The organism is Eubacterium sp. AF19-12LB, from assembly GCF_003479125.1.
GTDB lineage: Bacteria > Bacillota > Clostridia > Lachnospirales > Lachnospiraceae > Eubacterium_U > Eubacterium_U album.
The window spans coordinates 81,813-102,383 of record NZ_QUGP01000002.1 but is presented as its reverse complement, the minus strand read 5'-3'; the positions used below and the strand labels follow the sequence as shown (position 1 = coordinate 102,383).

Below are 20,571 nucleotides of genomic sequence, written 5' to 3'. Positions count from 1 at the left end.
TTTATAATTTTGTATTATGAAGTAATCTTTAATGAGCTTCATTCCAGTTGTTCCCAACTTCAACCTCAACTTCTAACGCCACACGCAAATCAGCCGCATTCTTCATATTATCAACTAAAATTTGTTTTACCTGTTCCACTTCATCTTTGTAAGCTTCAACCAACAATTCATCATGAACCTGCAATACTATCTTTGATTTTAAATTTTGTTCTTTTAAAGCTTTGTCCACGTTAATCATTGCGATTTTCATAATATCTGCAGCTGTTCCCTGAATCGGTGCATTCATGGCAACTCTTTCCCCAAACGATTTTTGCATAAAATTGCCACTTTTCAATTCCGGTATCGGACGTCTTCTTCCAAATAAAGTAACTGAATAGCCTTTTTCTTTTGCACTTTCGACAGCATCATCCAAATATTTTTTTACGCCCGGATAACTTACAAAATAGTCCTTGATATATTTATCAGCCTCTTTTCTACTGATTGATAAATCCTGGCTTAATCCAAATGAACTGATTCCATAAACAATTCCAAAATTTACTGCTTTAGCATTGCTTCTCTGTTCTTTAGTAACTTCATCTAAAGGTACATTAAATACCAAAGATGCTGTGCTTTGATGTATATCCTTTGCTTCTTTATAAGCATTTATCAGATTCTCATCATCTGACATATGAGCTAAAATTCTAAGTTCAATCTGAGAATAATCTGCATCTACAAACACACATCCTTCTTTTGGAACAAATACTTTTCTAACTTCTCTACCAAGTGCAGTTCTAACAGGAATGTTCTGAAGATTTGGATCAGTACTGCTGATTCTTCCTGTCGCAGTAATTGTCTGATTAAATTTGCCATGAATTCTACCATCTTCTTCTATAAACCCGGCAAGTCCATCTGCATAAGTTGATTTTAATTTTGTAACCTGTCTGTAAGATAATATTTTTTCAACAAACGGATAATCCGGCTTTAATTTTTCTAAAACATCCGCAGATGTCGAATAACCTGTTTTTGTCTTTTTGCCACCCGGAAGACCCATTTCGTTAAATAAAATTTCACCAAGCTGTTTAGGTGAATTTATTTTAAATTCATGTCCGGCCTCTTTATAAATTTCTTCTTCAAGCGTTTTAATACTTTCAGCTAGCTTATCACCATATTCTTTTAATGAATCAGCCTCAACCTTAATACCTGTTTTTTCCATATCATACAATGCATACGTCAAAGGAAGCTCAATCTTTTCATATAAATCTATCATTCCTTCGTTTTCTAATTTTTCTTTTAAAGGTTCAATAGATTTATACAATACATAAGAATTATATGAAGCATATTTAGAAATATTATCTATGTTTTCTAAAACACTTTTATCCTTTTTATAATTTGCGAAAATTTCATCATATGCAGGCACTTCAAACTCTAAATAGTCTCTTGCTATATCATCATATTCGTAAGTAGATTTCAAGGGATTAAGTAAATATGCTGCAATTCCTGCATCAAATAATTTATTTTCAGTCTCCGTTTCTACAAATCTAAGATTACTTTTTATATCATTCACACTAACTTCTACAGCATTACTTACAATATAATTTAATTTTTCTTTTAAATATTCACCTGTTATAAACCCACTTACAGGAATATAGTATGTTTCATCATCACTTATAGTTATAGAAATTCCTCTGATTTCATCATTATTTAAATCGATAAACAATCCAACTTTCTTTAATTTTTGAATTTCTGACAATAGATTTTCAACTTCACCAAAATCCTCCATTATCTTAAAGTTTTCTTCAAAAGTATTTTCTGTGCTTATTGAATCAAATTTAGAAATCATGCTTTTAAATTCAAATTTCTTTACCATTGCAAGTGCTTCTTTATTAAACATATCTTCTAAAACACAATCAGATATTTTCACTTCAACAGGTACGCTTGTATTTATAGTAGCAAGTGTTTTGCTCATTTGGGCCATATCAAAATGTTCTTTTAAAGCTTCTCTGTTTCTTTTATTTTTTATATCATCTGCATGTTCAAATGCATTTTCAATAGAACCATATTCACTTATAATTGTAGTTGCACCTTTTTCTCCAATCCCCGGAACTCCTGGAATATTATCAGAAGAATCTCCCATAAGTGCCTTCACATCAATAAATTCCTTAGGTGTCACGCTGTATTTTTCTAATACCTGTGTAACATTATAATCTTCAATTTCTGTTTTTCCTTTTTTTGTTTTAGGGATTCTGATTTTAACATGTTCTGTTGCTAACTGAAGTAAATCTCTATCTCCTGAAATAACAGACACCTCAAGTCCCTGCTCTTCACCTGCTTTAGATAGTGTTCCAAGTATATCATCAGCTTCAAATCCAGCAAGTTCAGTTGTTTTAATATTCAAAGCCTTAAGCATTTCTTTCATCAAAGGTACCTGCTGTTTTAATTCAGGAAGCATTGGCTTTCTTGTACCCTTGTATTCTTTGTACATTTCATGCCTAAATGTAGGTTGATGTACATCAAATGCAACGCATAAATATTTTGGATTTTCCTCATCAATAATTTTAAACAAAATATTTAAAAAACCAAAAATAGCATTTGTATGTGTTCCTTCAGAATTTGTAAAATCAGGGACACCATAAAATGCTCTGTTTAAAATACTATGTCCATCTATTAATACTAATTTATCTCTCACTTGATTTCTCCATTTCCATCTGTTTATTTATATATATCCAATAAGAACGCCAATTAAAAATCCAATTATACATATAACTATAATGCCACATACAACAATTGATATTTTAGTTGCCCACTTTTGTTTTTTTTGTTTTGTAAACCATTCATCATAAAAACTGAATATATCTTCTAATTCCTGGTCATACCCAACATCCTCTCCACTATTGTCAGGTGCCGGTACATCACCTAAACCTCTATTAATTAAATAATATAATTCTAAATCTTCCCTACATTTTTTACAGGTTCTTGCATGTTCAATAAATTCTTCAAGTTCATCTGTATATTCAATTTTATCAAAAATAAAATCATGAATTAAATTTTGAAATTCTCTGCATTCCATACATTTATTCATAACAAGTAATTTACTTATTATTCTCCTTTTTACACAAAAATTCAACCTCTTTGCAATACCATTATAATACATCATTTACTATTACACGTCAAAGCAAAAAAGTAATTGACTTTTTTATATATCAATGTTACAATCTATTTCGTTGTATGCGGATGTGTCGGAATGGCAGACGAAGCAGACTCAAAATCTGCCGGGGTTTCCCCGTGCGGGTTCAAGTCCCGCCATCCGCATTATATAAAAGGCACAAGATATATCTTGTGCCTTTTTGTTATGCACAATGAGTCAAATACTATCAGCCTTTTGCTTGCAAAAAAGGCTGATAGTATTTGACGAATGTATAATCACTGAGAAGCAGCGTAGCGGATTCGAAGTGTTATTCATGGCAAAGCAATGTGCATAACAAAAATTATAATATGTCAGGCTTTTTGCCTTTTGCTTGCAAAAAAAGGCTGATAGTATTTGACGAATGTATAATCACTGAGAAGTAGCGTAGCGGATTCGAAGTGTTATTTATGGCAAAGCCATGTGCATAAATAAAATTGCCAGCTTTATATTTTTTTAAGCTGGCAATTTATATTTACATTATTTAATTTCAACTAATGAATACGAATCTCCAGATACATTTGCTCTAAAACATGCCCCTGTGTCGCATGAAATTGCGTATGTATCTTCTTTTGTTATTGAACCTGAATCAGATTCTATTGAAAACGAAACAATATAATAGTTCTTTTTTTCTACTTTGGCAATGCTCTTATACGTAAAGTATGCTACATCACCATTTTTATACTCACCATATTCATTTTCCATTGTTTTATTTTTTACAAGAATTGTTGTAAGCATGCTTACTGCCTGATCATATGAATATTCATATACTTCTTCGTAATCATAAACTCTTGTTACAACTTTACTGTATATTCCTTCAGAATTCATTGCAATAAATGAAAATACCGTATTTCCTTTTGGCATCTTAATTTCTTTTGTATATTCTGTTGATTTAGAATCAGGAATACTTCCATCTTTAGTATAATATATTTTGCAATCTGCATCGGCAGTTACCGTTATTTTCTTCTGAGTATCATAAACTCCGCTGTCAATGCTTACCACCGGCATATTTACTGTAGGAAACTCTAATCTATATCTGGCAGTCAATTCTTTACTACTCTTTCCATTTGAATCAATAGAAATAGCTTTAATAGTATAAGTACCCTGTTTTTCAAATTTAATTGGCGTGGAATACTTTATACTATCTTCTGATGGTTCTGAACTATCGAGAGTATAATATATATCCAAATTATTAGATACATGTAATGATATTTCTATCGGTTTGCTATATGTTCCTGTTTCCACACTTGGATTTGGAATTGTTCCATCAAAATTAGACAATTTTTCTTTAATGGAATAATCTTCAACCGAATCAATTAATTTATCAATTTTATCACTCATATCATTATTTTGATACAAAATAATCAACGCTTCATAATATGATATTTCTTTTGGGTTTAATGAAATAAGTTTCTCAAGAACACTAATTTCTTCATCGGCATATTCACCCATATATTCATAGCAATGCCATAATTTTTCATATACGGACACTCTTTCTGAATTATTTATTGCGTGATTAGATGCACTATTATATTGAGTCGCTGCAGCTGCATAGTTTTTAGCATCGTAATAATCGTTTCCTGCTTTATAATACTTATTAAACTTTTCTTCATTTTTTGATCTTGTAAACAGCACAACAGAAACAACTATTACAGCTGCAAATAATATTCCTAATATTGTTAATATAATTATATTCTTTTTACTTTTCTTTTTAGGCTTTTTATTTACACTTTGATAAGATGGTTCATCGTTCTTAATTCTCGATTTCTGATTGTCAAATCTACTTATCTGAGGCTCTTTTTTCTTTTCATTTTCTTCAAAAGTATTCTCTTCAAAATCAATCGGTTTTCTATTAATCGTGGTTTCCATTACATCTTTTTTATGTAAATCAATATTGGTCTTTGTGGTATTTAAATCTGAACTAATCCCGCTTACTATTCTGGTTGCAGAGAGATCATCATTATTCAAATCAATATTATTGACGGTCTCATTGTCACCATTTGAATATAACGGTGCTCCACAAACAACACAAAAAGATTGATCACTTTCGCATTTTGCTCCACATTTTGGACAATTCATAATTACATCTCCTTCTTAATTATGGATTTTACTTGAATATATCATAATTACCATTTCTTTGTAAACATATACTCTATTCATCTCTCTGTGAATATACACATCCACAGTAATTTTGTCGATATAAATCATACTCTTTCGACAACTCTATCGATCTTTTATAACCCTCTTTCTTCTTAAAGTCTGAAAACAAATATGGAATTTTATATTCTATCGACAGTTTTTCTCCAATAGAATTTAATTTTTCTGAGTTTTTTAATGGGCTAATGGATAAAGTTGTTGTAAAGAAATCAAAGTTCTTTTCTGATGCATACTTTGCAGCCTTTCTTAGGCGAAGTTCATAACATCTAAAGCATCTTTCTCCTCCCTCTTTACATTCTTCATATCCTTTTGCAATATCATAAAATTCTCCATCGTCATATTCCATAATCTCCAAATCTACTTCATTAACCAATGGCATTTCTTTAATAAGTCTCTCTAATTCTGAGGCTCTATAATCATATTCCTTCTTTGTTGATATATTAGGATTATAAAACAAGACTGTAATCAAAAAATAATTTGATAAATATTCAAGAACATAACTGCTACATGGTGCACAACATGCATGAAGTAACAATTTAGGTTTTTCATTATTTTTTACAATTCCATTAATTGTTTTTTCTAATTCCTTTTGATAATTTATTTTATTCATTTACATATAAAGAGGCCTCTGCGGATGCAAATGCCTCTACTTCCTTATAAATATTTTTTATTTCCCCATAAATTTTGTCTTTTCAACTCAAGATACTCATTATATCCTTTTTCAAGTATCTGCTTTTCATTAGGAAATTTCAGCAAATGATAAGCTTCTATAAACTTATAGTATCCTGAATCAAGGAAATATTCTTCTCTTTGTGGCCTGCTGTAGTAACTATCCGCCATCATTAAATACCAATGAACTTCTTTATGAACTGTATCGCCTGGTATGTTAAAATTATATTCGCTTTTTCCGATATACTTAACAATATGTGCATTAACTCCTGTTTCTTCACACACTTCACGCAATGCAGTCTGTTTATACTCTTCTCCCTGTTCAACCGTACCTTTTGGCAAAACCCATCCTTCATATCGATTCTTATAATTCTTATATAAAGTTAATATTTTGCCACGAAATATTACAACACCACCACAACTTACTGCTTTCTGCATAACAATCCTCCTGTAAGTCAATATGTTTATGGTGTTCATATGCTTGAGAGTTGCCTAAACGCATCTAACGTATGTAAAGATTATATACAAAATTATCATCAATACATATCAAACATTCATACTTTAGTATACAAAATCTTATCTGGTATTTCAATAAAACATTGTTATTAAATTATTATTCAACAAAATTATATGATCTTGGAACGGGTCACAAGAGCTTTCACCCACTTATGAGCAGGTTCATGTAGGATTAAACCTTTTGACTCTGGCATCATTTATTATAATGACACACATTACTCAAAATAATCATCGAATATTGCTTTTACACATTTTACTGCTGAATCGCTTCCTTCAGGCATGTCTTCAATTACAACTGCAATGGCAATTTTTTTACCATCTTTTTCTCCGTATCCGACAAACCACGAATTTACATTATTATTCTTATCTATTTCAGCAGTTCCTGTTTTACCATACGCTGTATATTTTGAATATGCCATGATTTTACCAGTTCCATATTCAACAACGGCTCTCATATATTTCTGGAGCTGCTTTGCTTCTTTTTTAGTCATTAAGCTGGCATATTCTTCATTCTCTGTCTTTGTAACTACAGATTTATCACTTGATTCTATTTTATCAACAAGATATGGCTTCATCAATTTTCCATTATTAGCTATTGATGAAGCTATCATGGCCATATGAATTGGTGTAACTAATGTAGTTCCCTGACCTATACTTGTCTGCATTATGTCAAATGTAGTTGATTCATTTGACAAATTAAATTCACTCTTGTTATATTCAATTTCAACAGGTAATTTTTCATTAAATAACAATCCTTTTGCTGTGCTTGCAAACTTTGTCATATCAAGTTCAGTTCCAATAGTTGAAAAAGCACTGTTACATGAATATGCAAATGCGTCAATCAATTCTTCACTATAATGTGCATGTCCATCAAAGCATTTGATAGATACATTATTTATAGTTGTACTACCCTTACAATTAAAATGAAAATCATTATAATTTTTATTTTCACGCATATATTCTAATGTTGTAACAATTTTAAATATTGAACCCGGTGTATATTTTCCCTGAGTAGCCCTATTAACAAGTCTGCTATCGCTTGTATCTTTTGCCAGTTTATCCCAAATATCATCAATTGTATTCGGATTATAATTTGGCTTCGAAGTCATAGCTTTGATTGCTCCACTCTCTGGATCAATGATAACTACAGCTCCCTTATTTTTACCCAAACTATCAGTAGCACTTTTTTGCAAAGAAACATCTAATGTTGTATATACATCATTTCCTTTTTCTTTTACATTCATAAAATCGTCGACTATTTTTTGAATAGGACTGACATTTGTACTTAAAAGCTCGTAATTGTAAACTTTCTCTAAACCTGATTTTCCATGATTTTTTATTCCGATTACATGAGAAAATAATTCATCATATGGATATTCTCTGGTTTCATTACCTGCATCATCAGTTTTAGTATATGCAAGTTTATCTCCATCAGCGCTAAATATAGTTCCTCTTACTACAGTTTCAGCATATCCATCAATTCTTTTATTATAATCGTTATTTACAACATCATGACTCTCTACAACAAGAAAATACACATAATATCCTATCATTACAAAGAAAATAAGTGCAAAAATTATCGTTGTAGTCATAATTTCACTATTTAATTTTTTTCTTTTTTTTCTTTCCGACTTTTCCAATTTCGCCTGTTCTTTCAAGCTGTCGTATTCTCTCTGTCTGTCTCTGTTCATTGACTAATCCTTCCGTTGGAATTCTTCGCGTTACGTTTCTTTTTACTTTAGTTCCCACAATTGCTAAACCTTGCATAATTGCAAACACAAATAATGTACTTAGTATTGAACTACCACCACTACTTACTAAAGGTAAAGTTACACCTGTTGATGGAATCATTTTAAGTGCACCACCTATTGTAAGAAATACCTGTACTGCATAGCCTACACCAAGACCTACACACACAAGTTTATTAAACATATTTGCCTGTTCCATCGCAATTTTCAAAAATGCAATAAAACAACTAAAACAAACTAAAATTAAAAGCATTGCAAATAGACCGCCAAATTCTTCTGCTATAGCAGAAAAGATGAAGTCCTCAGTAACTACAGGAATATATTTAGGCGAGCCCTCATACAATCCAGTTCCCATAAATCCACCACTTCCAATAGCAAATAATGACTGTGCAACCTGATAGCCTGCATTATCTATAACTGACCATGGATCTCTCCATGCAATAAATCTCTCCTGCACATGTGAAAAAAGATGATACGCTATTACCGAAGCACCTGATAGCCCTCCGGCTCCTAAAAACAAATATATAATATTTCTTGTTGAAACAAATAGCATAAATAAATAAATCATAAAAAAGATTAAAGCACTTCCTAAATCTGTTGAAGCTACTAAAATCAAAACATATATAGCTGCTAAAACTGCAGAAATACACACGTCTTTAAATTTATTATGTTCAGCCAAATAACCTGCAAGAAAAAATACAAAGATAATTTTAACAAATTCTGATGGTTGGAATTTAAAATTTCCAATTTCAATTGCAAGTTTCGCTCCATAATCTTCATCTCCAAGGAACAAAACTGCTATAAGAGCTGCTATTCCAACGAAACAATATACCCATGTCAGATATTTCCATAATTGGAATTTACTCATCAAAAATGGAACAATAAGAGATGCCATTGTCACAACGGCAACAATAATGAACTGTCTGACACTTGTTTCAAAATTAAGTCGTGCAAGCATGATAAATCCAATAGATAAAAGCATACACATATTGCTTAATACCGCTCTGCTTATATTAGAATAAATTATTGGAAAAATACCTAATACTATTACTAAATAGCATAACTGTGCTCCCGCTAATATAACTGTAAAATTAGAGGGATTTTTCAAATATACAACGGATATTCCCAAAACATAAACAATAAATATTATTGCATTCTGTCTGTGAAATATTCTTGCTGTCTTTCTTTCTTTTCTTGTTTTTAATGCACTAAAACATTCCCATGTATATACCGCCATTAGTAACACAAAAATATATTTAGCTGCAGTAACGTACAAAGTTTCCATATCTTATCTCCGGTTATAACACTCCTCTGTTAAAATGTCCTCTTGTTATTTCACTATTATTTTCAAATAACAAATCATATTCTTTATTATCTATATGTTCAATCATATTTTTAATTTGTTTTTTTGATTCGAATGTAAAAGAATATCTTATACTGTTTAACTTTAGTTTATCAATTTTATTATTATAATCAATCAATGAAAGCGGCTTACAATTATATATAAGATTATAGCAATAATCGCAAACGCATTTCACCTTAAAATATTCACTCTTTCTATCTTTTAAACTGTAAATCTCTTTTGACTTTTGACACATATCACAACTTTTAGCAATGCAATTTACAGTTGTCATTACAGGCATATAACCATATATAATCATTTCCTGACCGATACATCCCATATCAAACATTTCTTTATAATTCAATTCTACAGGAACAGTATATGTTATATCATCTGTTTTACAGATAAATTGTTGTGAAAAACTATTCATAACGTATACATTATAATCAAAAATATAATTTTTTACCATATCTATATTTTTAAGCCAGAAATATTCCTCCATATTTCTAATTAATGCACCATCAAATTTATTTAACATTCCTATATATTCTTTTGAAAAATAAGCCTTGTCTTTTTCCCTGAATATATATGGCATTGCTATATATATCTGTTTAGTTTTGTTGTTTACTACTTCTTCAATTTCCTGTCTTGTAAATTCTGATGCTTCTATATATATTCTTGATATTCTATTCCATTTTTCAATAGTTTTATACTGTTCAAAATTAGAAACCAACGCTGTCTCTAGTTTTTTATCATTACATATTATTGTATTTTTCTCTACATTTTCATATGGTAAAGCATTATTTCTTTTATATCTGTCAATAATGCTTTTTGTCATTTCATCAATCAGTTTTCTCTTTAATTGATTTATTTTACCAATGGTTACAAATAAATTGTCATCGATATAAGTTTCTATTTTTTCAACTTTAAATGGTGTATTTCCAAGCTTTGCCATTTTTTCATTTACCATATCAGAAGTTGTAGGTAGTTTTTTTGCTTCATCAGGCAAATCTTCATATACGGTAACAACATTTTCACCACATATTCCAACAGCTTCCATTGGAGAATCTTTTTTTATTGTAACAAATATATCTATATTTTTTCTTAAGTTAGTATTAATATATTTGTTCTGAATTTCCTTTATTAAACCTTCATTAGCTGCTCTAAAATCAGGTTTAGAAAATGTAATCATTTCTTTACCGTTATATGTTTTATAATAACTCTCACTAAATCCTTTTCTATTAAAAAGGTCATTCAATTTCTTTATATCATTATTATCTACTTTATATTTTTTTCGACCAAACTGTAAATATAAGTCAATATACTTTCTATAAATACTTACAACTCCTGCCGTGTATTCAGGTTTCTTCATTCTTCCTTCGATTTTAAGAGAATAAACACCTGATTCAATAATATCCGGCAATATTTTCAATGTGCAAATATCCTTAGGACTTAATACATACTTTGAATCTCCCGGATTAAGCACTTTACCATTCTTTACAACATCATATTCCATTCTACATGGCTGGGCACATCTCCCCCTGTTTCCACTTCTACCGCCAATGTAACTACTTAAAAGGCACTGGCCTGAATAACAATAACATAAAGCACCATGTACAAAACTTTCGATTTCTATATCACAATTTTCTATAATTTTTTTAATTTCCGGAATTGATAGTTCTCTTGGAGTAACAATTCTTGTTACCCCTTTATTTTTCAACTCTTTTACAGTGAGTTCACCTAATATTGTCATCTGTGTACTGGCATGAACATGTAACTGCGGGAAATATTTTCTTACAAATTCCAAAACTCCATAATCCTGAACTATAACTGCATCTAAGCCATGAACATATAATGGTTCAAGATAATCATAAAGTTCCTTTTTTATTTCATTCTCCTTAAGCAGTGTATTTATTGTCAAATATATCTTTCTGCCATGCAAATGAGCGTAATCGATTACGGACTTTAATTGTTCAATAGTTAGATTGTCCGCATTTGCCCTTGCTCCAAATTTTTCACCACCGGTATAAACTGCATCTGCCCCTGCATTAAGTGCCGCAATAACAGTTTCATATGAACCACCTGGTGCTAAAAGTTCTACTTTCATTATTCCTCCGGTCGTTAACTGCTTTAAACTTAAAAAAGACCGGCTACAGGTCTTTTTTATTGTTTCCCAGTCACAATAACTTATTAAGCTTATATTATATGTGCTTTTGTTATTTCTTATTTTTTAATTCTGTCTGCAATTTTACTATTTCTTTCTGAAGTTCGATATTCTTATCTTTTGCTTCCTGAAGCTGTGCCTCTAACGATTCAATCTTCATATCTGCTGTAATTAAATCATGTTTTAAATCATAATTTTCTTTATCTTTTTCTTCTATCTCTACCTGAAGAAAATCAGCCTGCTTCTTTGCCTTAAAATAGTCATCTGCAATGTTAATTTCTAATAAAGTCTTCTGTGTATCAATTTTCTGTCTACGATAGGCATCATCCTGCTTAAATTCTAATATTTTACTACTAATATATGTAGCAAGTTTCTGTAAATAAGCTTCGCTTTCAAATCCGCCTATAGTATATATCTTTCCATCTATTATCACGTCAATTACATTCTTCGCTGACATATGTACTCTCCTCATTGTATTCAAGTATAAACTACGTTAATTTTATCACAATTTTTTACAAATACAACCATTTATTGTTTTATCCCTAAATGCTCATAAGCGATAGGTGTTGCAATTCTTCCTCTAGGAGTACGTTGTATAAGACCATTCTGAATTAAATATGGTTCATATACATCCTCTAAAGTTCCTGAATCCTCACCAATTGAGGCCGCCAAAGTATCAAGTCCTACAGGTCCTCCTGCAAATTTATAAATAATTGTTTCAAGTATTGTTCTATCCCCTTTATCTAATCCAATCTTATCTACATCCAAAAGATTCAGTGCATAATCTGCAACCTCTTTTGTAATATGTCCGTTATATTTAATTTGTGCAAAATCTCTCACTCTTTTTAAAAGTCTGTTAGCAAGTCTAGGGGTTCCTCTTGAACGTCTTGCCATTTCAACTGCACCATCCTCATCAATTTCCACATTTAATACTTTAGCTGAACGTGTAATGATTGTCTTTAATTCATCAACTGTATAAAACTCAAGCCTGTTAATTACACCAAATCTATCTCTAAGTGGTGCAGTAAGTAAACCTGCTCTGGTAGTTGCACCAACTAAAGTAAATCTAGGCAAATCAAGTCTTATTGAACGTGCTGTTGTACCTTTTCCTATCATTATGTCTATTGCAAAGTCTTCCATTGCAGGATAAAGTACTTCCTCTACCTGTCTATTCAATCTGTGAATTTCATCTATAAAAAGCACATCACCTTCGCCTAAGTTATTTAATATTGCTGCCATTTCGCCGGGCTTTTCAATGGCAGGTCCAGATGTAACTTTAAGATTTACTCCCATCTCGTTAGCAATTATCGATGCCAATGTTGTCTTTCCTAAACCGGGTGGTCCGTAAAACAAAATATGGTCTAAAGATTCACCTCTTGCTTTCGCAGCTTCTATATAAACTTTTAAATTAGTTTTAATTTTTTCCTGACCTATATATTCATCTAATCCCTGAGGCCTTAGCGTCTTTTCTATAGCAATATCTTCATATTCAGGTTCAGTAGTAATTATTCTTCTGGACATTACTCTACTCCTTTTTCACATAATTCTACATTGATTAGTAAATCTTTTTTAATGCCATTTTAATTACGTTTTCTACGTCTAGTTCTTCTATATTATCAATACTCTTAACTGCCCTATAAGCATCTGCCTGTGAATAGCCAAGTGCTACAAGTGCCATAACTGCTTCTGACATAGAATTATTATCATTAACTTGAAAGTTTGCATCTAATTTAGGCTCAAGTACATCTTCTAAATTTAATTTATCCTTTAGCTCAATAATAACTTTTTGTGCTGTCTTTGCACCAATTCCAGGAGCCTTTGAAATAGCTTTTGCATCTTCTGAAATAACGGCAACCCTCAAGTCATCCGTAGTAATTGTAGATAAGACGGCAAGTCCTCCTTTTGGTCCTATTCCATTTACGGTAATAAGCAATTTAAATACTTCTAAATCGTCTCTTGTAAGGAAACCAAACAATTGCATTGCATCTTCTCTTACATTCAAATATGTAAACACTCTTACTGTTTCATCCACATTCAATGTATCTATCTGAGATGCCGGCATAAAAACGTTATACCCAACACCATTATTATTCACAACAATCTTATCTACATCAATATATTCAATAATTCCTTCAACAAATCCTATCACTGTATATCTCCTTTATTATTGTAAAATTTATCTATTCTATCAAGGACCAATCTGCTTACTATACCTATTATTGCACCTGTAACAGCACCAGTTAAAATTAAAATAGGTAAATATCCAAAAATATAATAATTATCAACTACAAATGATGCGACAACAATCTGTCCTATGTTATGAAAAATTCCGCCAAACATACTTACTATCATAATTGAAAATTTATTAGTTTTCTTCATTATCACCATAACTATCATGCTTAAAGTTGCACCTGCTAATGCGAAAAAAATGCTAAACAAATTTCCAAACATAAATCCTACTATTAATATTCTGACAAAATTACATACGGTCGCTTCTTTTGTTCCTTCCAAATAAAGTACTATTATAATAGCTAAATTAGCAAGTCCTATTTTCATTCCCGGGATGCCTAAAACAGGAATGCATGACTCAACATAACTTAAAATAACAGCAAAAGCAACAAACATTCCTAACAAAGGTACTTTCTTACTCATGTCATTCTCCTACCTGGCAATTACATCTACTTCTGATTTATCATCTGAAACTATAGTAACTTCTACCTTATGTGGAAGACAAATTAATGTCTGTCCATCTTTACTGATAGTTCCCATATTAACACATGTCTGATTACTACAATCCGACTCTTTTATCTTTGCTTTTTTATCTTTAATCCGAATAATATTATATCCGTTATCAACATTAACTTTATATTCCTGATTTTTGTTTAAATCAAGCTTTTTCTCTATCTTTCCATCTACATATATAACAACTGTATCCGCTTCATCGTTTCTTAACAAATTTACCGTAATATAACTTATAATTACAATTACAGCAACACAAATAATAGCTATAATATCATATTTTTTTAACTTCATTATCACACCAAAATTGAGAGTTTTTGACCCCGACATCATTTATTAGTTTCATTAATTTATATATTTTTATATAAATCAGAACAAACGTTTACCTATAGAATGATAACATAATTATATTTTTTATACAATCAGTATTTTCTGCTAATTTATAAAATAAAATGTGTTATAATAAGCGATAGTTATATATTAAGATGCCAAAGCAAAATGGTCTAAGTTCACATAAGTTTGCTTATAATTGGGCAAAAAAATTTTAACCACGACATCATACTAAACGATATATGAATATGGAGAATATTATGAAAAAAACTTTATTAAAAAAGCTGTTATCTCTTACAATAGTCATCACACTTCTTGCTATGCCTCTTACAGGATGTGTTTCCACATCATCAAGTACTACGGCAACAGCAACACACGAATGTTTCAATACTGTTGTTACACTTACAATAAACAGTTGTAGTGGTGATGAATCAGCTGATGATATAATAAATGAATGCTTTGGTCTTTGTTATAATTACGAAAAACTATTTAGCAGAACCAAAGATTCAAGTGACGTTTCAGCCATTAACAATTCAAATGGGCAGCCTGTAGAGGTAAAACCTGTAGTTGCTGAATTAATAGAAGATAGTATTTATTATAGCGAATTATCTAATGGTGCATTTGATATTACTATTGCCCCATTGAGTATACTTTGGAACATTACAGGTGATAATCCATCCGTTCCGTCATCAGATGATATTACTAATGCATTGTCACATGTAAACTACGAAAATATATCCGTCAACGATTCTACAGTTACACTAGCAGACCCTGAAGCAAAAATAGATTTAGGTGGAATTGCAAAAGGATTTGTTGCAGACAAAATAAAAAGCTATATGATTCAGACAGGTGTTACTTCAGCAATAATAAATCTTGGTGGAAATATTGTTACAATTGGTGGCAAAAAAAATGGTGGCAATTTTAATATAGGAATTCAAAAACCATTTGGTTCATCCGAAGAATATTCAGCAATTGTAAAAGGTTCAAATTTATCAATTGTAACTTCAGGCTCTTATGAACGATATTTCAAACAGGACGGAAAAATATATCATCATATTTTAGACACAAAAACAGGTTATCCTGTTGATAACAGACTTTTATCTGTAACTATTATTTCCGAGGATTCCTTAAGTGGTGATGCATTAAGTACAACTTGTTTTGCTTTAGGGTTAAAAAAAGGCATGCGTTTAATAGAAAATACACCAGAAATCGAAGCAGTATTTATTGATAAAGATTACACAATCCATACTTCAAGCGGACTTGTCTTGGATGAAGGAGAAGATGGAGTTCCTACAATTTCAGTTGTTTCTCCAGAATCATTAACAGAAGAAGTAAATGAAGCTGAATAATAAACACAAACTAAAATTATTTCATATTTTGATATAGAAAATAAAATGTCTTACGAATTGTCTTGTATTAACTACTCTTGCGATTTGTAGGACATTTTTATGTAATAAACAGTTATAATCTGATAGAAATATATATCTGTAAAATACATTTTTTATAAACTATCATTTTTTTCAAATTATAACTGTTTTATAATTATTTTTTACTTGTTCTAAAGAACTGTCTGCAAAATTTTTTTAAATCAAATGGTATTAAAGGATATATATAACTTGTGTTTGTAATCGTTTTATTCATTCCGATTACAACTGCTGTAAATATAACTCCTCCAATAAATCCATATAATCCAAATATCGCTGTTAAAATTAGTAAAATAATTCTTAAAAATTTTATCGCATATGCAAATTCATAATTTTCATGAGTAAAATTTGCAATTGCTACTACAGCCATGTATAAAAGAGTTTGAGGTACAAACCACCCTGTAGTTATTGTAAATTCCCCAATAATTATTGCTGCTATCAAACTTAACGGTGTGTTTAGCATATTAGGAGTATTAATTGCCGCCAATTTCAAACCGTCTACACCAATTTCAAGCATTAATAGTTGCCAGATAATTGGGATATTTAACTCATCAGATACCTTTGTAAATATTAACCAATTTGGAAGCAATTCCGGCTGCACTGCATATAAAAGATATAATGGAGTCAGAAGTATGGATATAATTGTAATAAAGGCTCTTGCCAATCTAAGGTAAGTACCGGTAAGAGGTGAAAAGTAATAATCATCTGCTTCTTCTATAGCATCAAATACTGTAGTTGGTAAAAGCATAGCCGCCGGCGAATTATCTACCAGTACTGCAATCTGTCCATTAATTACTGATGCAGCAACAGTATCAGGTCGTTCTGTGTATCTAAACTTTGGGAAAGGATTAATCCAGCTTCCTTTATAAATACATTCAGCAAGACTTTCCTGATTCATTGCTAACGCATCTATTTTTGCATTTGCCAGTTTATCTTTAATCAAATTAAGTGCCTCTTTATCGACTCTTCCTTCAATATAACATATTGCCACGTCAGTTCTTGAACATTCTCCTATTTGTGTTATTTCACATCTATACTCAGGACTTCGTATTCTTCTTCTGATTAATGCAGTATTATATACTAAAGTTTCAACAAAACCATCTCTTGAACCTCTTAATACCTTATATTTTTCAGGCTCTTCAACTCCTCTTGCCGGATATTCTCTTGCATCAATTAAAAAAGCACTTTCATATCCATCTACAATCAAGCAAACAATCCCGGATAAAATCGCAGTAATAATATTATATTCGTTACTTTCATCTGAAGTTTCAATATAAGGAATGATGTTTGCAATAAAATTTTCTTTATCATTCGGAATATCTTCTGATTTAACTGATGTTAAAGCTTCAATAACTTTTTCCATTACATCTTCATCACAAAATCCATTAATAAAATATAGAACAGCATTTTTATCTCCAATAGTAATTTTCCTTTTCAATAAATCATAGCTTGTTCCAATAGCTAGTATTTCATCTATTTTCTTCTCAGTAATTTCAATTTTTGAGTCAATAAATTTTTCCATAAAAAAACCTCACACTAGTATATAGTGTGAGATTTTCTTAATTTTATTCGCATTATATGTTAATTCCGGCATTTTCATAATGCAATAAAACAATTAATGCAATTTAGTAATAATTTTTTTCGGACATTTTTCAGCACATATTCCACAGTTTTTACATTTACTCTGATCAATATGAGCTAAATTATATTCAAATTCAATTGCACCATTTGGGCAATTCTTAGCGCACATTCCACATCCTATACAACCAACAGAACATGCCTGCATAACATCTCTTCCTTTATCCTTAGATGAACAGGAAACCATATACTGTGCATTTTCCGTAATTATTTCAATAAGATTTTTTGGACACGCTTTTACACATTTACCACATGCGACACATTTATCTCTGTCTACTACTGCCTTACCATTAACAACTGATATTGCACCAAATTCACATGCTTTAACACATGAACCAAGTCCAAGGCATCCATATGCGCAGGCTTTTGCACCACCACCGGGAATATTTGCAGCATCCTGACATGACATATTTCCATAATATTCGTACTTATCTTTTGATTTATCACAATCACCTGAGCATTTAACATACGCATATTTCTTAACAACGTCTGCTTCAACACCTACAATTTCACTTATAATCTTCGCAACAGGTGCTCCTCCAACAGGGCATGCTCCCGGATCACATTCTCCATTTGCAATTGCAGCCGCTAAACCATCACATCCCGGATAACCGCATCCACCACAGTTATTTCCCGGAAGCACTTCTCTAATCGCTGCTTCTTTTTCATTAACTTCAACTGCAAAAAACTTTCCGGCAACTACAAGGATAACTGCAATAATTATACCAACACCGCCTACAACAATAACTGCTCCTAAAATTCCACTCATATTCAAGCACCTCCTATATTATTCCTGTAAATCCGGTAAATGCAATTGCCATTAACCCTGAGGCAATTAAAACCATCGGAGTTCCCTGGAAAGGTTTTGGAATATTATTGTTTTCACTCTTTTCTCTGATACCTGCTAAAATAACAATTGCAATCAAAAATCCTACAGATGTTCCAAGTGAATTAGCAAGGCTCTGTCCAAAAGTATATCCGTCATCAATATTCGAAATTGCTACACCTAAAACTGCACAGTTTGTTGTAATTAAAGGAAGATAAACACCTAATGCCTGATATAAAGGTTTTACATATTTCTTTAATATCATTTCAACCAACTGAACTAACGCAGCAATTACAAGAATAAAGACAATAGTCTGTAAATATTCAAGATTAAAAGGTTTTAAAATTCCATAATAAATTCCATATGTTACGCTTGAAGCAATCAAAATAACAAAAATAACCGCTGCTCCCATTCCGGCTGCAGTATCTGTCTTTTTTGAAACTCCAAGGAAAGGACACAAACCAAGGAACTGGCTTAAAACTACATTATTAACTAAAGCAGCTGCAACTGCTATTAACATACATTGAACCATTTACGCTTCCTCCTTTGTATCTTCTTTACAATGTTCTGTTGCCATTGCACAACCCTGACAATTACCATCGCATATTTTATCTTTTGGCTTTTGACCATGTTTCATTTTAATATAGTTCTGTGTAGCTATTAAAGCTGCAAGAACAAAGAACGCTCCCGGTGCCATTACAAAAATTCCGATTCCATCCCAATGTGGAATGTTAATTCCAAGAATTGTTCCCGCACCGATTATTTCTCTAAATCCGCCCAATATAGAAAGGGCTATTGTAAATCCAAGTCCCATTCCAAGTCCATCGAAAATAGATGGTAAAACAGGATTTTTTGATGCATAACTTTCTGCTCTACCTAAAATAATACAGTTAACAACTATTAATGGAATATAAATTCCAAGCGCTGCATTAAGTGATGGCAAATATGCTTCAAGCATAAACTGTAAAATAGTAACAAAACTTGCAACAATAACTATAAATGCAGGCACACGTACCCCATTTGGTATTATATTTCTAAGTAATGAAATAAAACAGTTTGACAAAACAAGTACCACCATTGTACTAAGTCCCATTCCGGCACCATTAATCAATGAAGATGTAACTGCAAGTGTCGGGCACATACCTAATATTAAAACAAATGTTGGATTTTCTTTTATAATTCCGTTATATAATCTTTCTAAACATTTACCCATTATTCAGCACCTCCTGTAATATATTTAAAACAGAAAATTGCTGCATTAACGCCATTAGTTGTTGCATTTGTTGTTATTGTTGCTCCACTCATTGCGTCAATTTCATTATCTTCTGATGCTCCTGTTTTTGAATATTTAAAGTAGTCAACTTTCTTATCATTAAACTGATTTTTATAACTGTCTTCTTTTGCTCTCATTCCAAGTCCTGGTGTTTCGCTTATAGATAAGAAGGAAATGCCATTAACAGTTCCATCTTCCTTAATTCCAACTGAAAACTGAATCTTGCCATCGTAAGCTTCATTATCTGTAACAGTTATTACATATCCAAGTACGTTGTTATCTTTATCTTTTGCTTCCATTATTTCATTGATGTCTGCATTAATATCTGATGCACCATTAGCTTTAACTTCATCAGTATCCATTTTCTTAATGTAGTCCGCTATCTTTTTCTGGTCACTGTCATTTATTTTGTATTCATCAAAATGATCTGCGCCGTCAAATACTGCCTGATAAGCTGCATTTTTTGTTTTTTGCTCCTGTTGCGCTCTGGCCTGTGATGTAATATTATACACAGCTCCAAGTCCTAAACCCGAAACTAAAGTAATAGCAAATAATATTAACGCATCTTTTATCATTTTATTCATA

19 protein-coding genes and 1 tRNA gene are annotated in these 20,571 nt (G+C 31.3%); 2 read left to right on the top strand and 18 right to left on the bottom strand.

What is annotated here, in order from left to right:
- Positions 1–28 precede the first annotated feature (28 nt).
- Positions 29–2,665, bottom strand: a complete 2,637-nt coding sequence (gene polA, locus DWX29_RS02110; RefSeq protein WP_118565073.1) for a DNA polymerase I — start codon at positions 2,663–2,665, stop codon at positions 29–31.
- Between the two features lie 27 nt (positions 2,666–2,692).
- Positions 2,693–3,046: a zf-HC2 domain-containing protein gene (locus DWX29_RS02105; RefSeq protein WP_158574481.1), complete on the bottom strand. Its 354-nt coding sequence runs from the start codon at positions 3,044–3,046 to the stop codon at positions 2,693–2,695.
- Between the two features lie 160 nt (positions 3,047–3,206).
- Here DWX29_RS02105 and DWX29_RS02100 point away from each other — a divergent pair.
- Positions 3,207–3,288: transfer RNA gene (locus tag DWX29_RS02100), tRNA-Leu, on the top strand.
- 352 nt (positions 3,289–3,640) lie between these two features.
- Here DWX29_RS02100 and DWX29_RS02095 read toward each other — a convergent pair.
- The 11 genes from DWX29_RS02095 to DWX29_RS02045 all read right to left on the bottom strand — a co-directional run bounded on the left by DWX29_RS02095 (position 3,641) and on the right by DWX29_RS02045 (position 14,789).
- Positions 3,641–5,239, bottom strand: coding sequence for a chitobiase/beta-hexosaminidase C-terminal domain-containing protein (locus tag DWX29_RS02095; RefSeq protein WP_118565072.1), 1,599 nt, complete (start codon positions 5,237–5,239; stop codon positions 3,641–3,643).
- Between the two features lie 73 nt (positions 5,240–5,312).
- Positions 5,313–5,927, bottom strand: coding sequence for an epoxyqueuosine reductase QueH (locus DWX29_RS02090; protein ID WP_022089553.1), 615 nt, complete (start codon positions 5,925–5,927; stop codon positions 5,313–5,315).
- A gap of 44 nt (positions 5,928–5,971) precedes the next feature.
- Positions 5,972–6,424: an NUDIX hydrolase gene (locus DWX29_RS02085; protein WP_022089552.1), complete on the bottom strand. Its 453-nt coding sequence runs from the start codon at positions 6,422–6,424 to the stop codon at positions 5,972–5,974.
- A gap of 293 nt (positions 6,425–6,717) precedes the next feature.
- A complete protein-coding gene (locus DWX29_RS02080) occupies positions 6,718–8,193 on the bottom strand; it encodes a penicillin-binding transpeptidase domain-containing protein (RefSeq protein WP_118565071.1) in 1,476 nt (491 codons plus the stop codon).
- On the bottom strand, positions 8,102–9,535 hold the full coding sequence (locus DWX29_RS02075) for an FtsW/RodA/SpoVE family cell cycle protein (protein WP_022089550.1): 1,434 nt from the start codon (positions 9,533–9,535) through the stop codon (positions 8,102–8,104). Before DWX29_RS02075 ends, DWX29_RS02080 begins: the two co-directional genes overlap by 92 nt.
- Positions 9,536–9,548: 13 nt before the next feature.
- Positions 9,549–11,699 carry a U32 family peptidase gene (locus DWX29_RS02070; protein ID WP_118565070.1) on the bottom strand — a complete coding sequence of 717 codons (2,151 nt, stop codon included), beginning with the start codon at positions 11,697–11,699 and terminating at the stop codon, positions 9,549–9,551.
- A gap of 109 nt (positions 11,700–11,808) precedes the next feature.
- Positions 11,809–12,213, bottom strand: coding sequence for a cell division protein ZapA (gene zapA / locus DWX29_RS02065; RefSeq protein ID WP_022089548.1), 405 nt, complete (start codon positions 12,211–12,213; stop codon positions 11,809–11,811).
- A 71-nt stretch (positions 12,214–12,284) separates the two neighbouring features.
- Positions 12,285–13,277 carry a Holliday junction branch migration DNA helicase RuvB gene (ruvB, locus tag DWX29_RS02060; RefSeq protein WP_022089547.1) on the bottom strand — a complete coding sequence of 331 codons (993 nt, stop codon included), beginning with the start codon at positions 13,275–13,277 and terminating at the stop codon, positions 12,285–12,287.
- A 34-nt stretch (positions 13,278–13,311) separates the two neighbouring features.
- The gene (gene ruvA, locus DWX29_RS02055) at positions 13,312–13,905 is read right to left on the bottom strand and encodes a Holliday junction branch migration protein RuvA (protein ID WP_118565069.1); all 594 of its coding nucleotides are present in this window, start codon (positions 13,903–13,905) and stop codon (positions 13,312–13,314) included.
- On the bottom strand, positions 13,902–14,408 hold the full coding sequence (locus tag DWX29_RS02050) for a Gx transporter family protein (RefSeq protein ID WP_118565068.1): 507 nt from the start codon (positions 14,406–14,408) through the stop codon (positions 13,902–13,904). Before DWX29_RS02050 ends, ruvA begins: the two co-directional genes overlap by 4 nt.
- A 9-nt stretch (positions 14,409–14,417) precedes the next feature.
- Complete coding sequence (locus DWX29_RS02045; protein ID WP_158562645.1) at positions 14,418–14,789, bottom strand: NusG domain II-containing protein; 372 nt, start codon at positions 14,787–14,789, stop codon at positions 14,418–14,420.
- A 296-nt stretch (positions 14,790–15,085) separates the two neighbouring features.
- On the opposite strand from DWX29_RS02045, the gene DWX29_RS02040 reads away from it, so the two are divergent.
- Positions 15,086–16,174, top strand: coding sequence for an FAD:protein FMN transferase (locus DWX29_RS02040; RefSeq protein ID WP_022089543.1), 1,089 nt, complete (start codon positions 15,086–15,088; stop codon positions 16,172–16,174).
- Between the two features lie 193 nt (positions 16,175–16,367).
- Here the strand turns inward: DWX29_RS02040 and DWX29_RS02035 are convergent, their stop codons facing one another.
- The 5 genes from DWX29_RS02035 to DWX29_RS02015 all read right to left on the bottom strand — a co-directional run bounded on the left by DWX29_RS02035 (position 16,368) and on the right by DWX29_RS02015 (position 20,570).
- Positions 16,368–17,771 carry a spore germination protein gene (locus DWX29_RS02035; protein WP_022089542.1) on the bottom strand — a complete coding sequence of 468 codons (1,404 nt, stop codon included), beginning with the start codon at positions 17,769–17,771 and terminating at the stop codon, positions 16,368–16,370.
- A 93-nt stretch (positions 17,772–17,864) separates the two neighbouring features.
- A complete protein-coding gene (locus DWX29_RS02030; RefSeq protein ID WP_347497642.1) occupies positions 17,865–18,656 on the bottom strand; it encodes an RnfABCDGE type electron transport complex subunit B in 792 nt (263 codons plus the stop codon).
- A gap of 13 nt (positions 18,657–18,669) precedes the next feature.
- Positions 18,670–19,245, bottom strand: a complete 576-nt coding sequence (locus DWX29_RS02025) for an RnfABCDGE type electron transport complex subunit A (RefSeq protein WP_022089540.1) — start codon at positions 19,243–19,245, stop codon at positions 18,670–18,672.
- Entirely contained in the window at positions 19,246–19,926 is a 681-nt protein-coding gene (locus DWX29_RS02020) for an electron transport complex subunit E (protein WP_022089539.1), read from the bottom strand.
- Complete coding sequence (locus DWX29_RS02015) at positions 19,926–20,570, bottom strand: RnfABCDGE type electron transport complex subunit G (RefSeq protein WP_118565066.1); 645 nt, start codon at positions 20,568–20,570, stop codon at positions 19,926–19,928. Before DWX29_RS02015 ends, DWX29_RS02020 begins: the two co-directional genes overlap by 1 nt.
- Position 20,571 lies beyond the last annotated feature (1 nt).

What these genes read in the sequence shown, in the direction of transcription:
- DWX29_RS02020 (WP_022089539.1), bottom strand. Translation starts at nt 19,926, where the DNA reads ATGGGTAAATGTTTAGAAAGATTATATAACGGAATTATAAAAGAAAAT.
- DWX29_RS02095 (WP_118565072.1), bottom strand. Translation starts at nt 5,239, where the DNA reads ATGAATTGTCCAAAATGTGGAGCAAAATGCGAAAGTGATCAATCTTTT.
- zapA (WP_022089548.1), bottom strand. Translation starts at nt 12,213, where the DNA reads ATGTCAGCGAAGAATGTAATTGACGTGATAATAGATGGAAAGATATAT.
- DWX29_RS02070 (WP_118565070.1), bottom strand. Translation starts at nt 11,699, where the DNA reads ATGAAAGTAGAACTTTTAGCACCAGGTGGTTCATATGAAACTGTTATT.
- DWX29_RS02045 (WP_158562645.1), bottom strand. Translation starts at nt 14,789, where the DNA reads ATGAAGTTAAAAAAATATGATATTATAGCTATTATTTGTGTTGCTGTA.
- DWX29_RS02050 (WP_118565068.1), bottom strand. Translation starts at nt 14,408, where the DNA reads ATGAGTAAGAAAGTACCTTTGTTAGGAATGTTTGTTGCTTTTGCTGTT.
- DWX29_RS02075 (WP_022089550.1), bottom strand. Translation starts at nt 9,535, where the DNA reads ATGGAAACTTTGTACGTTACTGCAGCTAAATATATTTTTGTGTTACTA.
- DWX29_RS02040 (WP_022089543.1), top strand. Translation starts at nt 15,086, where the DNA reads ATGAAAAAAACTTTATTAAAAAAGCTGTTATCTCTTACAATAGTCATC.
- DWX29_RS02025 (WP_022089540.1), bottom strand. Translation starts at nt 19,245, where the DNA reads ATGGTTCAATGTATGTTAATAGCAGTTGCAGCTGCTTTAGTTAATAAT.
- ruvB (WP_022089547.1), bottom strand. Translation starts at nt 13,277, where the DNA reads ATGTCCAGAAGAATAATTACTACTGAACCTGAATATGAAGATATTGCT.
- DWX29_RS02035 (WP_022089542.1), bottom strand. Translation starts at nt 17,771, where the DNA reads ATGGAAAAATTTATTGACTCAAAAATTGAAATTACTGAGAAGAAAATA.
- DWX29_RS02090 (WP_022089553.1), bottom strand. Translation starts at nt 5,927, where the DNA reads ATGAATAAAATAAATTATCAAAAGGAATTAGAAAAAACAATTAATGGA.
- DWX29_RS02105 (WP_158574481.1), bottom strand. Translation starts at nt 3,046, where the DNA reads ATGGAATGCAGAGAATTTCAAAATTTAATTCATGATTTTATTTTTGAT.
- DWX29_RS02085 (WP_022089552.1), bottom strand. Translation starts at nt 6,424, where the DNA reads ATGCAGAAAGCAGTAAGTTGTGGTGGTGTTGTAATATTTCGTGGCAAA.
- DWX29_RS02080 (WP_118565071.1), bottom strand. Translation starts at nt 8,193, where the DNA reads ATGAACAGAGACAGACAGAGAGAATACGACAGCTTGAAAGAACAGGCG.
- DWX29_RS02030 (WP_347497642.1), bottom strand. Translation starts at nt 18,656, where the DNA reads ATGAGTGGAATTTTAGGAGCAGTTATTGTTGTAGGCGGTGTTGGTATA.
- DWX29_RS02015 (WP_118565066.1), bottom strand. Translation starts at nt 20,570, where the DNA reads ATGAATAAAATGATAAAAGATGCGTTAATATTATTTGCTATTACTTTA.